Annotated in this window: 11 protein-coding genes; 6 read left to right on the top strand and 5 right to left on the bottom strand. The window is 64.1% G+C overall.

Annotated features, from left to right (window positions below):
• Positions 1 to 34: 34 nt before the first annotated feature.
• The 4 genes from BKM74_RS13495 to uca form a co-directional block, all read right to left on the bottom strand.
• Positions 35 to 1,144 (bottom strand): S-(hydroxymethyl)glutathione dehydrogenase/class III alcohol dehydrogenase, encoded by a 1,110-nt coding sequence (locus BKM74_RS13495; RefSeq protein WP_086466233.1) that lies wholly within the window; start codon positions 1,142 to 1,144, stop codon positions 35 to 37.
• Positions 1,145 to 1,218: 74 nt separating this feature from the next.
• Positions 1,219 to 1,485 (bottom strand): metal/formaldehyde-sensitive transcriptional repressor, encoded by a 267-nt coding sequence (locus BKM74_RS13490; protein ID WP_086466232.1) that lies wholly within the window; start codon positions 1,483 to 1,485, stop codon positions 1,219 to 1,221.
• 198 nt (positions 1,486 to 1,683) lie between these two features.
• Positions 1,684 to 3,489, bottom strand: coding sequence for an allophanate hydrolase (atzF, locus tag BKM74_RS13485; RefSeq protein WP_086466231.1), 1,806 nt, complete (start codon positions 3,487 to 3,489; stop codon positions 1,684 to 1,686).
• A gap of 11 nt (positions 3,490 to 3,500) precedes the next feature.
• Positions 3,501 to 7,088 (bottom strand): urea carboxylase, encoded by a 3,588-nt coding sequence (gene uca / locus BKM74_RS13480; protein WP_086466230.1) that lies wholly within the window; start codon positions 7,086 to 7,088, stop codon positions 3,501 to 3,503.
• Positions 7,089 to 7,297: 209 nt separating this feature from the next.
• On the opposite strand from uca, the gene BKM74_RS13475 reads away from it, so the two are divergent.
• A complete protein-coding gene (locus BKM74_RS13475; RefSeq protein ID WP_086466229.1) occupies positions 7,298 to 8,197 on the top strand; it encodes a LysR family transcriptional regulator in 900 nt (299 codons plus the stop codon).
• A 382-nt stretch (positions 8,198 to 8,579) separates the two neighbouring features.
• Here the strand turns inward: BKM74_RS13475 and BKM74_RS13470 are convergent, their stop codons facing one another.
• Positions 8,580 to 8,870, bottom strand: a complete 291-nt coding sequence (locus tag BKM74_RS13470) for a hypothetical protein (protein WP_140056087.1) — start codon at positions 8,868 to 8,870, stop codon at positions 8,580 to 8,582.
• A gap of 108 nt (positions 8,871 to 8,978) precedes the next feature.
• Between BKM74_RS13470 and BKM74_RS13465 the strand changes: the two genes are divergently transcribed.
• The 5 genes from BKM74_RS13465 (at position 8,979) to BKM74_RS13445 (ending at position 14,107) form a co-directional block, all read left to right on the top strand.
• Positions 8,979 to 9,587, top strand: coding sequence for a TetR/AcrR family transcriptional regulator (locus tag BKM74_RS13465; protein WP_086466227.1), 609 nt, complete (start codon positions 8,979 to 8,981; stop codon positions 9,585 to 9,587).
• 82 nt (positions 9,588 to 9,669) lie between these two features.
• Positions 9,670 to 10,890, top strand: a complete 1,221-nt coding sequence (locus tag BKM74_RS13460) for an MFS transporter (protein WP_176342535.1) — start codon at positions 9,670 to 9,672, stop codon at positions 10,888 to 10,890.
• Positions 10,891 to 11,179: 289 nt separating this feature from the next.
• On the top strand, positions 11,180 to 11,872 hold the full coding sequence (locus tag BKM74_RS13455; RefSeq protein WP_086466225.1) for an ABC transporter ATP-binding protein: 693 nt from the start codon (positions 11,180 to 11,182) through the stop codon (positions 11,870 to 11,872).
• A gap of 1 nt (position 11,873) precedes the next feature.
• The gene (locus BKM74_RS13450; RefSeq protein ID WP_176342534.1) at positions 11,874 to 12,920 is read left to right on the top strand and encodes an HlyD family efflux transporter periplasmic adaptor subunit; all 1,047 of its coding nucleotides are present in this window, start codon (positions 11,874 to 11,876) and stop codon (positions 12,918 to 12,920) included.
• Positions 12,920 to 14,107: an FtsX-like permease family protein gene (locus BKM74_RS13445; protein ID WP_086466223.1), complete on the top strand. Its 1,188-nt coding sequence runs from the start codon at positions 12,920 to 12,922 to the stop codon at positions 14,105 to 14,107. The genes BKM74_RS13450 and BKM74_RS13445 overlap by 1 nt, the downstream gene beginning before the upstream one ends.
• Positions 14,108 to 14,562 lie beyond the last annotated feature (455 nt).

Raw genomic sequence — 14,562 nt, 5'->3', positions numbered from 1 at the left:
TCGTTTCCTTGGGCGCAGCCGGTCGGTTATGGGTTCAGTAGTGGACCACCGAGCGGATCGACTTGCCCTCATGCATCAGATCGAAGGCGTCGTTGATCTTCTCCAGCGCCATGGTGTGGGTGACGAAGGGGGCCAGCTCGATCTTGCCCTTCATCGCATCCTCGACCATGCCCGGCAGCTGGCTGCGGCCCTTCACCCCGCCGAAGGCGGTGCCCAGCCAGCGCCGGCCGGTCACCAGCTGGAACGGACGGGTGGAGATTTCCTGCCCGGCGCCGGCGACGCCGATGATGACCGACTGGCCCCAGCCGCGATGCGCGCATTCCAGCGCGGCGCGCATGACATTCACATTGCCGATGCATTCGAAAGAGTGATCGACGCCCCAGCCCGTCATCTCGACGATGACCTGCTGGATCGGCTTGTCGTGGTCCTTCGGATTGACGCAGTCGGTGGCGCCGAACTGCTTCGCCAGCTCGAACTTGCCCGGATTGGTGTCGATGGCGATGATCCGCCCCGCCTTGGCCTGGCGCGCGCCCTGAATGACCGCGAGGCCGATGCCGCCCAGCCCGAACACCGCGACCGAATCGCCTTCCTGCACCTTGGCGGTGTTGTGCACCGCGCCGATGCCGGTGGTCACGCCGCAGCCCAGCAGGCAGACCTGCTCGTGATTGGCCTCCGGGTTGATCTTCGCCAGCGACACCTCGGCCACGACCGTGTACTCGCTGAAGGTGGAGCAGCCCATATAGTGATAGACCGGCTCGCCCTTATAGGAGAACCGCGTGGTGCCATCAGGCATGACGCCCTTGCCCTGCGTCGCGCGCACCGCGACGCACAGATTGGTCTTGCCCGAGGTGCAGAATTCGCATTTCCCGCATTCGGCGGTATAGAGCGGGATCACATGGTCGCCCGGCTTCACCGAGGTGACACCCTCCCCGACTTCCAACACGATGCCAGCGCCCTCATGCCCCAGCACGCAGGGAAAGAGGCCTTCCGGATCCTCGCCCGACAGGGTGAAGGCGTCGGTATGGCATACGCCGGTATGGCTGACCTGGATCAGCACCTCGCCCGCCTTAGGCGGGGCGACGTCGATCTCGACGATTTCGAGCGGCTTTCCGGGACCGAAGGCAACGGCGGCGCGGGATTTCATGATGCGGTCTCCATTCACTGGCTTCATTTATTGGCTGTCTGACAGAACGGCTCTCGTCAAGGGCGGGCGCGGCCTCACTTCAGGTAACTCCTGACGAGGGAGAGAAGTTCACTCCCCCGGGCTTCCGGTCCCTCCCCGGAATCGGGGAATTCCTCGCGAATATAGGTTTCCAGAACCTCGGCCATCAGCCCGTTGATGGCGCCGCGCACGGCCGCGATCTGCTGCAGCACCGGCCCGCAATCCGCCCCGGAATCGAGCGCGCGCTCGAGCGCCTCACATTGCCCGCGAATGCGGCGGACGCGGACCAGCACGCGCTTCTTGTCTTCCGGATCGTTCGGCATGACCGCTTCACAGGCCCCTCTATATACTCCGGTATAGTATATGGCACAGGCCGTCCGGCACAAGGGCCTCAAGGCATAGTGCCTGCCGGAGAGGGCCACGCCCCGGACAGACGAACGCCGCCAAGACATTGCATTGGCGGCATTTATTGGTTTCTGGACAGGATTTGCGATTGCCGCCCGGCGCTGTTTCGGCCGGCCCTATTTACTCGCCGCTGCCATATAGGCGCGCCAGCCCCCGAAATGGGAGATATCGGTTGCGCCCTTCAGCCCTTCAGCCTCGACAATGAAGCCTTTCGGCGTGGTGCCGTCGGCCAGTTGTGTGGTGCCGATACCCAGCGGCGATGGCACACCGGCGACGAAGCTGCCGAAAGCCCCGGCGGGCAGGGCCCAGACCTCGGTGTCGATGGCAACGCCCTCGCCCGCGGCCACACGCATCAGTCCAGGGCGGAAGGGCGGGCCGCCTGCGAGCGCGAAAAGCCGGTAATCGGGTTTCGTCGCAACAGCGCGCAGGAAACGGGCCTGGCGGCTGATCAGCTCGTGGTTCAGCGCCATGCCCGACAGATGCGCACCGACCACCATGATTTCGATCTCGTCCGGCCCGGCGGCGGGCGCGGCTTCCGCCGGCGATGGAACCGGGGTGTTTGTCGCCCCGATAGCGATCCCGGCCGCCGCATGGAGCTTGGCGCCAAACGCCGAAATCAGAGCATCGCGCCCCTGCGGGGCGATCAGCGTAACGCCTGAGGGGAAACCATCCGCCCGCCAGCGCGACGGCACCGCGATGGCGCACAAATCCAGCAGATTGACGAAATTCGTGTAGGTGCCCAGCTCGCTGTTCGGGCCGATGGGATCGGCATCCAGATCGGCGCGGGTGCGGGGGCGCGGATAGGTCGGCACGATCAGAACATCGATATCGCGCCAGAGACGTTCGGCCTTCCGGGCCAGTTCCTTCAGCCGGTACATGCCCGCGAAGGCATCCGCCGCCGAATAGTTCACCGCCCCGCCGATGATCTTCAGCGTGGTCGGATGCAGCGCCCCCGGCATCTTTTCGATGATGGGGCGGATCGCCTGGTAGCGCTCGGCCACCCAGGGACCGGAATAGAGCAGGTTTGCCACATCGAACAGCGGCGTCATATCGACCGGCACAGGAGAAACCGCGACGAGCCCCCTCACATCCTCCAGCGCGGCATCGAACGCCGCCTCGGACAGCGCATCGCCGGCAAATTTGCGGCTGGCGGCATCGGGAATGCCGACGCGCAGGCCGCCAGGTACTGCCGAGGGTTTCAGGGCCATCGGGATGTCGCGCGACCAGGGGTCAGCAGGGTTATAACCGCCCATCACGCGATAGACTGCCTCGGCATCGCCGACCGTGCCGGCAAAGATCGAAATCGTGTCGAGCGTCTGGCAGGCCGGCACCATGCCGTGATCGGAAATGACCCCCAGAGACGGTTTCAGCCCAACGATATTGTTCAGCCCGGCCGGTACCCTGCCGGACCCCGCGGTGTCGGTGCCCAGCGAAAAACTGACGAGCCCATGGCCCACCACGACCCCCGAACCGCCGCTCGACCCGCCCGGAACATAGGCCTCGTCAATCGAATTGCGCGGCACCGGCCAGGGTGTGCGCACCCCGACAAGGCCGGTCGCGAACTGGTCCAGATTGGTCTTGCCGATCAGGATCGCCCCGGCATCGAGAAGATTCTGCACCGAAAAGGCGGTTTCAGCCGGGGTATATTCGAACGCCGGGCAGGCCGCCGTCGTCGGCACGCCGGCCACGTCGATATTGTCCTTGATCGCGAAGGGAATGCCCCAGAGCGGTCTGGCGGGGTCGAAGACGCCAAGCGCCGTGGCGGCCGCTTTCGCCTCCTCCTCCGGAATCAGGGTGATGAAGATGCCCGGATCGTTGATCCCGGCCAGTTTCGCATGAATGCCGGCGACGAGGTCCGCCGGGCTCAGCCCCTTCGCATAGGCCGCGTGCAGCGACGCGATCGTGGGAAATTCATTCAGCATCCGGCACCTCTTCAGGCCTCAATCACAAGCAGCTTGTCGCCCGTGGCAACCGTACGGCCGGAGCGTGCATGAATTCTGGCCACCTTGCCCGAAGACGGGGCGGCAATGTGAATTTCCGTCTTCATCGCCTCCAGGATGACGACTGTCTCGCCAGCCACAACGGCCTGGCCTTCGTCAACCAGCACCTTCCAGACCGACCCGTGGATCTCGGCCAGAACCAGTTCGCCGGCCACAGCGTCCTCCTCCTCCGGCCCGTCTTCGTCGAGGGTCTGGATGTCCGCTTCCTCGTTCCAGCGGGCCACCTCGACGGTAAAGGCCTCCTGCTGTTTGGCCTTGAAGGCGGCGATGCTGTCCCCCTCGGCCTCCAGAAAGGCGTGATAGGCACCAAGGTCGAATTCCTCGGTCTCGATCCGGACCGCGGCGCGCCCCTCGCGGAAATCGTCGCGCAGAGTATCAAGCTCGGCCTCGCTGACCTCGTAGAACCGCACCTGGTCGAAAAACCGCAGCAGCCACGGTTCGCCGGCAGTGAATACCGGGTTCCTGGTGAACTTGTTCCAGATCGGCACGGTGCGCCCGATCAGCTGATAGCCGCCGGGGCTGTCCATGCCGTAGATGCACATATAGACCCCGCCGATACCGACCGTGCCTTCGGCGGTGAAGGTGCGGGCGGGGTTGTATTTCGACGTCAGCAGGCGGTGGCGCGGATCGATCGGCACCGCACAGGGCGCGCCCAGATAGACATCGCCCAGCCCCAGCACCATGTAGCTGGCCTCATAGGCGATCCGCTTCACCGCCTCGCGTGACGGCAGCCCGTTGATACGCTGGATGAAATCCACATTGTTCGGCATCCAGGGGGCGTTCGCGCGCACGGTTTCGCGGTAGCGGGTCTGTGCGTCAAGGGTGGCCGAATCCTCGAATGCCATCGGCAGATGCAGGATTCGGGTCATGATCTTCATCGACGCGATTTCTGGCAGCAGATTCTCGATCTTCAGCAGCCGCTCGACCAGGGTTTTCTGATGGATCAGCCGACTGTCGTAGTTGACCTGCAGCGAGCGCACGCCGGGCGACAGCTCCAGGATGCCAAGGATCGGATCTTCCTTCAGCGCCTCCATCAGCGCATGGACACGGAAACGGTAGCGCAGATCCAGCTCGTTCGGCCCGTATTCCAGAAGAATATATTTGTCGCCCGCCTGCCGGTAGGCCACCGCCGGGCGGTCGCCCTGGGCGGGCAGTTCGGCGATCACCGTGGCCGAGACGGTGGCCGCCGGCTCCAGCCGAACCGGAAGACGGCCGGGCAGTGCGGCCAGCGGCGCAAGCCCGTCAATGGCGGCATCCTGCGCCTGTTCAAGGGCGAGCGCGTCGTCGAACGCCATGGGCACAAACCGGATAGTGTCGCCGGGTTTGGCCTGGCCGATTTTCCACAACTCGGCCTTCGCGATGGTGGCGGGGCAGACGAAACCGCCAAGGCTCGGCCCGTCCCGGGTCAGGATCACCGGCATGTCGCCGGTGAAGTTGATCGCGCCGATGGCGTATTCGGTGTCATGGATGTTCGAGGGGTGCAGGCCCGCCTCGCCGCCGTCCGACCGCGCCCAGGACGGCTTCGGCCCGATCAGCCGAATGCCCAGCCGGTTCGAGTTGTAATGCACCTCCCAGTCGGTGGCGAAGAACATCTCGATGGCGTCGGCGGTGAAGAAATCGGGGGCGCCGTGGGGGCCGTACAGCACGCCGACCTCCCAGTGCCGGCCATAGGCGGGTATCAGTTCAGCCGGCGCCGGCCCCGCGGGCAGCGGCGTCGATGTGCCCAGCGGCACCACATCCCCCTTTTGCAGCACACGACCGCCATGGCCGCCGAACTTGCCCAGCACGAAGGTCGAACGGCTGCCGAGATAGAGCGGCACATCGAGCCCACCCGCGATGGCCAGATAGGTACGGCACCCGCTCTCCGCCTTGCCGATGGACAGCAGCTGGCCGGCCTTTACCGCGACCGGTGCCCACCACGCAACGGGCTCGCCATCCAGCGTCGCCTCGGCGCTGGCGCCGGTCAGGGCGATGGTCGTGGCGGCATGGAATTTCAGCACCGGGCCGGACAGGGTACATTCGATACCCGCCGCGTCCGCCGCATTGCCGACGATCCGGTTCGCAAGACGGAAGGCATAATCATCCATCGGCCCCGATGGCGGCACGCCGATATGCCAGAGCTCCGTGCGCCCCGGATAATCCTGGATCGTGGTGAAGGTGCCGGGGGCAACCACCTCGACCGCCCTGGGTGCATAGTCCAGTTGCCCCAGCGCCCGGGTCGAAACCTTGCCCGAGACAAAGAACCCGGCCTCCGCAATCGCCCGCAGATAGCCGAGATTGGTGGCGATCCCGCCGATCCGAGAGGCATCCAGCGCGCGTTTCAGCTTTTCGATCGCGGCCTCACGGGTAGCGCCATGGACGATCAGCTTGGCGATCATCGGATCGTAGAAGGGCGAGACGATTGCGCCGGTCGATACCCAGCCATCAAGGCGGACATCATCGGGGAAGATGACTTCGGTCAGTTCCCCCGCCGAGGGCTGGAAGCCGTGAAGCGGATCTTCGGCATAGACGCGCACCTCGATGGCATGGCCTTCGGGATCGGGCAGCCGGGTCATGTCAGGGGGCGTGCCGGCAGCGGCAAGGATCATCCATTCCACCAGATCGATGCCCAGCACAGCCTCGGTCACCGGATGCTCGACCTGAAGCCGGGTGTTGACCTCCAGGAAATAAAACGCATCGCGGGCGCGGTCATAGATGAACTCGACCGTACCCGCCGACTGGTAGCCGACGCTGGCGCCAAGGCTCTGCGCGGCTTCCATCATCCTGCTGCGCGTGGCGGCCGGCAGATCGGGGGCCGGGGTTTCCTCGACCACCTTCTGGTTGCGCCGCTGCAGCGAACAGTCGCGCTCCCCCAGCGCCACCACATGACCCTTGCCGTCGCCGAAAATCTGCACCTCGACATGGCGGCCCTCATCGATGCAGTGCTCCAGGAAAACCCCGGCATCGTTGAAGAAATTCAGCGCCTGGCGCTGCACGGTCTCGAAGGCCTGCGCCAGCGCGGCCGCATCGCCACAGCGCGTCATGCCGATCCCGCCGCCACCCGCCGTCGATTTCAGCATGACCGGATATCCGACCTGTGCGGCCGCCGCCAGCGCCTCATCCAGGTTGCCCAGAAGGCCGGTGCCCGGCACCAGCGGCACGCCCGCCGCCTCGGCCAGTTCGCGCGAGGTGTGTTTCAGGCCGAACCGGCGGATCTGGTCCGGAGTCGGCCCGACAAAGACGATGCCCGCTTTCGCGCAATCCTCGGCAAAACCGGCATTTTCCGACAGAAAGCCATAGCCGGGAATAATCGCCTCGGCGCCATGCGCGCGCGCGGCGGCGATGATCAGATCGGCGCGCAGATAGGTATCGGCAACCTTGTCGCCCGGCAGGCGGACCGCGACATCAGCCAGCGCCACATGAAGCGCCCCGTGATCGGGATCGGAATGCACCGCGACCGAGCGGATGCCCATGGCGCTGAGCGTGCGGATGATCCGGGCCGCGATCTCCCCCCGGTTGGCAACAAGGACAGTCTTGAACATGGCGCATGCCCCCGCTGTTCGCCGGACAGCGGCACGGGTGCCGGTTAGCGGAGGCCAGTATGCGGAGGCTCTCGCTGGCCGGATCGGGCATTGCTTGTCGGCATGATGGCGCTTTTTAAAAATCTGCCATGTTGCACCCTGTGACAAAATTGCTAAGAATTCACATATGCGGTTCCTAAAATGAACCGCTTATCGAAAAGTATTTATAAATGAAGCATTTGTACGATTTTCAGCTGATCGAAGCCGTAGCACGCACCGGGTCGATGCGGCGGGCAGCGGAGGATCTGAACCTGACCGGATCGGCCCTGAACCGCCGCATCCGACGGTTCGAGGCGGATTTCGGTTTCGATATTTTCGAGCGCCTGCCCGGCGGCGTGCGCCTCAATCCCGCCGGCGAACTGCTTTTGCAGCATTATCGCGGCACCCGCTCCGATCTGGCCCGCGTACGCTCGCAGGTTGCCGATCTTTCCGGCGAGCGGCGCGGCCATGTCTCAATCGCCTGTTCGCAGGCGCTGACGCCCTATTTCCTGCCCGAACAGATCGCCCGCTACCGCGCCCAGCATCCCGGCGTGACCTTTGCCGTGAAGGTCGGCGATCGTGACCAGGCCGAAGAACAGCTGGCAACCTTCGCCAGCGACCTGGCACTCGTGTTCGAGCCTGTCTATCTGGTCGATTTCAAGGTTATCCAGTGCGTCCCGCAACGGATTCACGCGATCCTCGCCGCCGATGATCCCCTGGCTGCAAAGCCCGAATTGCGGCTGCGCGATGTGTTGGCGCGGCCCTATGTGCTGCCCTCCGCCCGCTATGGCGTTCGCCACCTGCTGGAACTGGCCGCGCGGAAAAGACAGTGGAATCTGACGCCGGTCGTCGAATCCGACAGTTTCGACCTGATCCGCCACTATGCCCTGCACGAACGCGCGATCGGGTTTCAGATTCCCATCGGGCTGCGGCCTTCGGAAGACAATCGCCTTGTGTTCCGTCCCCTAGCGGAGAGTGACGTGCCGGCGGGAGACCTGTTTCTCGGCCAGAAACAGGGACGGACACTGCCCGTCGCCTCCGCCCGGTTTTCCATGCAGATCGCCGGCGCGATTGCGGAGATTTCCGGGTAGCCGGTGCCGGGACCAGCGAGCCCGCCCTTCCCGGCTGCACGCCGATCCGCTTCACCTTCAACGTGATGCGCCCCCGCCACCGCGCGCCCTCACGGCTGGCGGAGGCCTATCTGGGTCCTCTGCACAAAGCCATAGGGCGGAGGGCGGATACGCGGGGATGCCGAAGCGGACGGCAGCCTGATCGAGCTGAACCTGCCGGCATAGGCCATCCGCGCCCCCGGATCCCCCAGGAGCCGTATGAGCGCTCGACCTTGCTCAGGCGCGTTGCCTTCGGGGCTGCGTTTCACGCTGCCCCTCCGACCGAACCGTCATGTTCATTCACCGACCCCACGGAGAGTTGCGGGGGCGTAAAACCACCGAGAGTTGCGGCTGGTTGAATCGTCTACCCTTCAGATTGCCACCCGTAGAAGGCGGTGTCGATGTCAGCTATGGGGCCACATAGCGTCGTCGGGACGGCATTTCCCAGTTCGAGCGTCGCCGATCGGACAACCACCAGTGCGACGCTCGAACTGGGAATCGCGGCAAGCGCGACCATGACAAAAAGCAGGGACAGCGAGTTGGCAAGGGTCATGAACAGGCGGTCAAATCTGAAGGCAATCGATGCTTGCTCGGACATTACGTCGGCGCGCATCGAATCCCCAAATCTTCGTCGATCGACTTCGTAGCCAGACATCGGGCGCGCTACCGTCCGACAGGCTGCACCACCGCACCCTCGAGGGACATGCACAGGACGCTCCGGTTGCGATAGGCTTCGTCGACCTTGCCAAGGGAAGAGGATCCGATGGAACAAACAACTCGAACCAGGATCATCGGCGCGGCGGAGGCTCTGTTCTACGAGCATGGTCTGCGCAGTGTGAGCGTGGATGCGATCGCGGAACGCGCCGGCGTCACGAAACGTACGCTCTACTATCATTTTGCCAGCAAGGACGAACTGATCGCCGCCTATCTGGCCGCGCGGGACGCTCCCACGGTTGAACGATATCGCGACTGGCTCGGCGACGACGACCGGTCATTGCCCGATCGGATCACGGCGATGTTCTCCGCTTTGGCGGCGTTCGCCAAGCGCCCCAGATGGCAAGGCTGCGGGTTCACCCGCGCGGCGGTGGAACTCGCCGGTCAGCCCGGACACCCGGCCGTCGTGATGGCGGCGGATCACAAGAAACGCTTCGAAAGCTGGCTGACGGAGGAGCTGCGCGTTAGCGGTGTTTCAGACCCGGTCCTCGTCGGGAGGCAGGTGATGATCCTGCTGGAAGGAGCGATCGCCCTGATGCTGATTCACCGTGATGCCTCCTACGCGATGGCGGCTGGCAAGGCCGCGGCCGCTCTCGTGGCCGACGGGTTTCCGGGGACGCTCGAACGGGCTGCGCCGGCCGAGGCGCGGATGGCCTGACGCGGATCATGTATACTCACTAGTGAGTTTTCTATCCTCGCTGCGCCTCTATCGTGAAGCGCCACGCACGAGGAGGAAGCCCTTGCCAGACCCCCATGCCGGATCCTGGACGCCGGCGCTCATCCTGTCGCTTGTCGCCGCCGGCACCATTCTCTCCCTATCCATGGGCCTAAGACAGAGCCTTGGCCTGTTCATGGAGCCGATGGTTCGCGGCACCGGCATTACCGTCGCGACATTCGGCTTCGCCATGGCGCTCCAGAACCTGGCCTGGGGCATCGGACAGCCCTTCATGGGAGCCCTGTGCGACCGCTTCGGCGGGCGCATCGTCGTCGTCATCGCGTCGGCGCTGTATTGTGCGGGCCTTTATCTGATAACGACGGGCAGCCACATCGGGCTCTATCTTGGAGGAGGCCTGCTGATCGGGCTCGCGGTCGCGGGAACCTCGCACGGCGTGCTTGTCGGTATCGTGTCGCGTGTCGCCACGCCGGCTGTGCGCGCGACGGCCATCTCCATCCTCGCCGCGGTCGGCTCGCTCGGCACCTTCGTCATCGCGCCGGTCGCGCAGACGACGATCGATGGCTGGTCCTGGCAGGTGTCGCTTGGCGGGCTGGCGCTGCTTGCCGCATCGATGGCGGCGGTGACGCTGCTGTTCCGGCGGGGCAAGGTCGAAACCCCCGCAACGGCGCCTTCGCAACAGGTCGATGCCCGTCGCGCGATTGCGGAAGGGCTTGCCAACCGGACATTCGTCATCACGACCGTGGCTTTCTTCGCTTGCGGCTTCCAGCTCATATTCATCGCGACCCATCTGCCGAACTTCGTCGGCATCTGCGGACTGCCGCCCTCCGTCGGCGCACAGGCGATCGCGCTGATCGGCATCTGCAACGCCGTTGGCACCCTCGTTGCCGGCTATCTCTGCCAGCGTTGGGGCAACCGGAACGTGCTGGCGCTGATCTACCTGTTGCGGACCGCGTCCATTGCCGTCTTCTTCGCCTTGCCTGTCAGCATCGAGACGACACTGCTCTTCGCCGCGGCGATGGGTTTCCTCTGGCTGAGCGTCGTTCCTCCTGTCAGCGGCCTGATCAACGGCCTGTTCGGTCCGGCCAATTTCGGCACCCTGTTCGGCGTGATGTTCCTCAGTCATCAGGTCGGCGCCTTTCTCGGCGCGTGGCTCGGCGGCTTGAGCTATCAGTGGAGCGGCAGCTACTCGATCGGCTGGATCTCTCTTGTCATCGTGGGAACGCTCGCCGCGCTGCTGCAACTCACCGCGGATGGCGACAGGGAACCCCGCCTGCAAACTCAGTAGGCCGGGACCTCGGCGGCACCGCACTGTAACGCTACCGGCAAGCCGGAGCCCCGCCATGCGAGGCAAGCGGTCATCATAGGGTCTCAAAACCGCAGCTTTATGGTCACGCCGACGGGTCCTGCCCGCACCGAACTCGGCCTGGCCGAGGCGGCTGTTTGCCTGGGCGACTGTCGTCAGGAGAAATGCATGGCAGTCATCCCGAAGATTCAGAAATTTCATATTGCTATGTACGCTGGACATATGGGATTTAAAATCAATCTCAGCAGGATAGACGGTTCGGTGGAGAGTAATGTCGGGTGGCATCGTCGAATCCTTGCGCGTGGAGGATCTGTCCTACTCCTATGGGACAGGCTCTCTTGCGCGGGTTGTGCTGAAGAAAGTTTCCTTTTCGGTCAGTGAAGGCGAGGTGATCATCATCACCGGCCCTTCCGGATCGGGCAAAACCACCTTGTTGACGATCATCGGGGCGATGCGGCCGTTCCGCGAAGGCAGTGTGCAATTCCAGGGGCATGATCTGGCCGGCATGACCGAATCGCGGCTGCTCGATGTCCGCCAGCGCATCGGCTTTGTGTTTCAGCGCCATAACCTGCTGAAATCGCTGCCGGTGATCGAGAATGTCGAATCGGGTCTGCATCTGTTGCCGGAAACCGACAAGGAGATGAACCGCATGCGGGCCGAGGCGATGCTGGAAGCTGTCGGTCTGGGCGGCCGGGGTGCTGATTACCCCGAAAACCTGTCTGGCGGGCAGCAGCAGCGCGTTGCCGTGGCACGCGCCCTGGTTCGCATGCCCGATATGATAATAGCCGACGAGCCGACCGCGGCACTGGATGCCGAATCCGGCCGCAAGGTGATGGATGTGGTGCGTCATGTCGCCACCCAGCTTGGCTGCACAGTGCTGATCTCGACCCATGATGAACGCATCTTCGATGTTGCCGATCGGCGGCTGCATATCGAAGACGGCATGCTCCAGGCGGCTCATTGACATGCTCCGCCGATACAAACGCCATGGCGCGGTTTTCTTTGCCGCCCTGCTGATCGGCCTGCCTCTACTCCTGCTGGCGGGGCAGGATGCCGGCTCCCTCGCGACCGCCGCACCCGCCACCATGCAGGCTGGCGACCCCGTCGCCGTCATAGCGCGGGGACGGATAGAGCCGGTGGAGAGAGTGCATGTCGTCAGCGGGCCGTCCCTTGGCGGCACCATCGCCGAGCTGCGGGTCAAGGAAGGCCAGCGGGTCAAACGCCGCGACATCCTCGCCATCCTTGATACTTACGACACGCGTACGGCTTCCGTGATTGTCGCGGAAAAGAGCTTCGCCCTGGCCGAGCTGGAGCTGCAGCAGGTCCGCTGGGGGGCGAAGCAAGCCGATATCGAGGCGCAGAAAGCCCTGGTGGCCATGCGTGCGGCGGAGCTGAAGCGCGCGGAACGCCAGGTGGAACGCGGCCGTTCCCTGGTCGCCCGCGAGATCATCTCGGACGACACCAACGAACTGCGGTCCCTGGAGATGCAGCGCGCGCGCGAAAACCTGCGCCAGGCGGAAGCCAGCCTGCGGGCGCTGACCGAAGTGCGTGCCATCGACGAGCAGATTGCCATGGCTTCCATCGAACTGGCCGCGGCGGAACTGGCGCGCGCCAGGGCGGAACAGGACCAGGATATCATCCGTGCGCCCATCGGCGGCACGATATTGACCCTCACCGCCCGGCCCGGCGCGGCGATAGATGCCGAAGGCCTTCTCAGCATGGCCGATACCGATCATCTGATGGTCGTGGCCGAGATCGATGCGACGGATGCTCGCCTGGTTCGCCCCGGCCAGTCGGTCACCATCTCTTCCGATGTCCTGGCGGCACCGGTAACCGGAAAGGTCGCGCGGATCGCCAACCGGGTCTATCGCAGCGAAAGGCCGACCACCGACGTCCTGGCGGGCCGCGACGCCCGTATCGTCGAAGCCGAGATCGAGGTGGATCCGGCAAAGGCCCTGCCTCCGCTGATCGGGGCGGAAATGACAGTACGAATTCAGCTCACCGATTTCTGATGCGCATCGCCACGGCGTTCTCCACCCGCTTGGCCATCCGCCAATTGCGTCATATCGGGCTGCGGCTGTTCGGCACCTTCTCCGGCATCTGTGTCGCCATCGTGCTGGTCTTCGCGCAAGCCGGCTTCATGAACGCCCTGGTCGGCAGCGCGCTGAACCTGCCCCGTGCGCTGCAGGCCGACCTGTTTATCACCGGCCCGCAATTCGAAACCATGGCCTATTCGCCACCCTGGTTCGCGCGCTCCCTTATGGATAAAGCGCTTGCCGTACCGGGCGTTGCCGATGCCAGGCCGTTCTATGCGATTATTTCGCAAGCGCGTAATCCCTATGACGGCACGGCCATGTCCGCCCGGTTCATCGCTTTCGATCCCAGCCGGCCGGTGCTGGATCTGCCGGAGGTGATGCAGGCGCTGCCCTATCTGAAGCTGCCGGACGCCGCCCTGCTCGACAGCCGCTCGCGGCGCAAATTCATCCCGATCATCGATCGGCTGGAAAATGGCGGGGAACAGCGCCTGTACCTGCAAAGCCCCGGCGCCACACTGGCACCGGAGATGCGCGTGATCGGCCTGTACGGGCTTGGCCCGGACTTTACGATCGATGGCAGCTTCATCTTCAGCGACCTGAATTATTACCGGCTGTTCCAGCTGCCGCTCGACCGGTTGTCGCTCGGTTTGCTGACCATAGAACCGGGGGCGGACTTGCTTGGCGTGCGCAATGCCGTCGCGGCGGCCCTGGGCGATCGGGCAAAGGTGTTCACCCATGCCGAATTCATCGCCGGGGAACGGGATTATTTCATCTTCCAGACGCCGATTGGCATCATTCTCGGCTTCGGCCTGGCCGTCGGCATCTTCATCGGTGCGGTCTTCGTCATGCAGGCGCTCTACAGCATCATCGATATGAACATCTCCGAATATGCCGTGCTGCGCGCTATGGGGTATCGGGATATGTTCTTCATCGCGCTGGTGCTGCAAATCGCGGTGCTCATCGGCGTCGGCGCCTTTATCCCCTCCATCGGCATCACCGCGCTGATCTACGAGTTGGTCGGCGATGCGACGAGACTGCGTTTCACCCTGTCGCTCGATATTGTCGGCACGGTATTCCTGGCGACGATCGTCATGGGGTCTGTCGCCGTGCTGTTCGCCGTCCGCAAGCTTCGGCGCAACAATCCGCTCGATCTGTTCGGTTAACGTCTGTTCGCTCTCGTCATCGACAGCACGCTGTGCGGATGCGGTCCGGCCCAGATCAAGATCGGGGCTCTGGTCAGCGATGCACAGAGAGGCAGGAAGCTGAATTGGAAACACTCACGCGTCTCGAACCCAGCTTTGTAAAAATGATGTTCAAGCCCGGCTGTGCATGTGGCGGTCGATGGCGAGATCGAACAGTGCGCGATCCCGTAAACGGCCTTCCCGGTCCAGAAAGAAACGGATTTGCCATACCTGCCTGGGCTTCAGGGGGCGCTTGGCGCCCACCTGCCTGCCGGCGTTCCATGTCTTCCGGTTTCGTGCCGCAGGGCCGTATTGTGAATGTCCCATCACCGTTCTCCTTCGGCCACCATGGCCGACAGGAGAACAGGTGATAACAACCGGTCAGGCGTAGAAGGCCTGGTCGATGTCGGCAGTGGCGGGACTGTCAGCAGACTGGC

Origin of the sequence: Oceanibaculum nanhaiense (assembly GCF_002148795.1) — a bacterium.
Classification (GTDB): domain Bacteria; phylum Pseudomonadota; class Alphaproteobacteria; order Oceanibaculales; family Oceanibaculaceae; genus Oceanibaculum; species Oceanibaculum nanhaiense.
The sequence above is the reverse complement of the archived record's forward strand: the minus strand, read 5'-3'. Positions and strand labels throughout refer to the sequence as shown.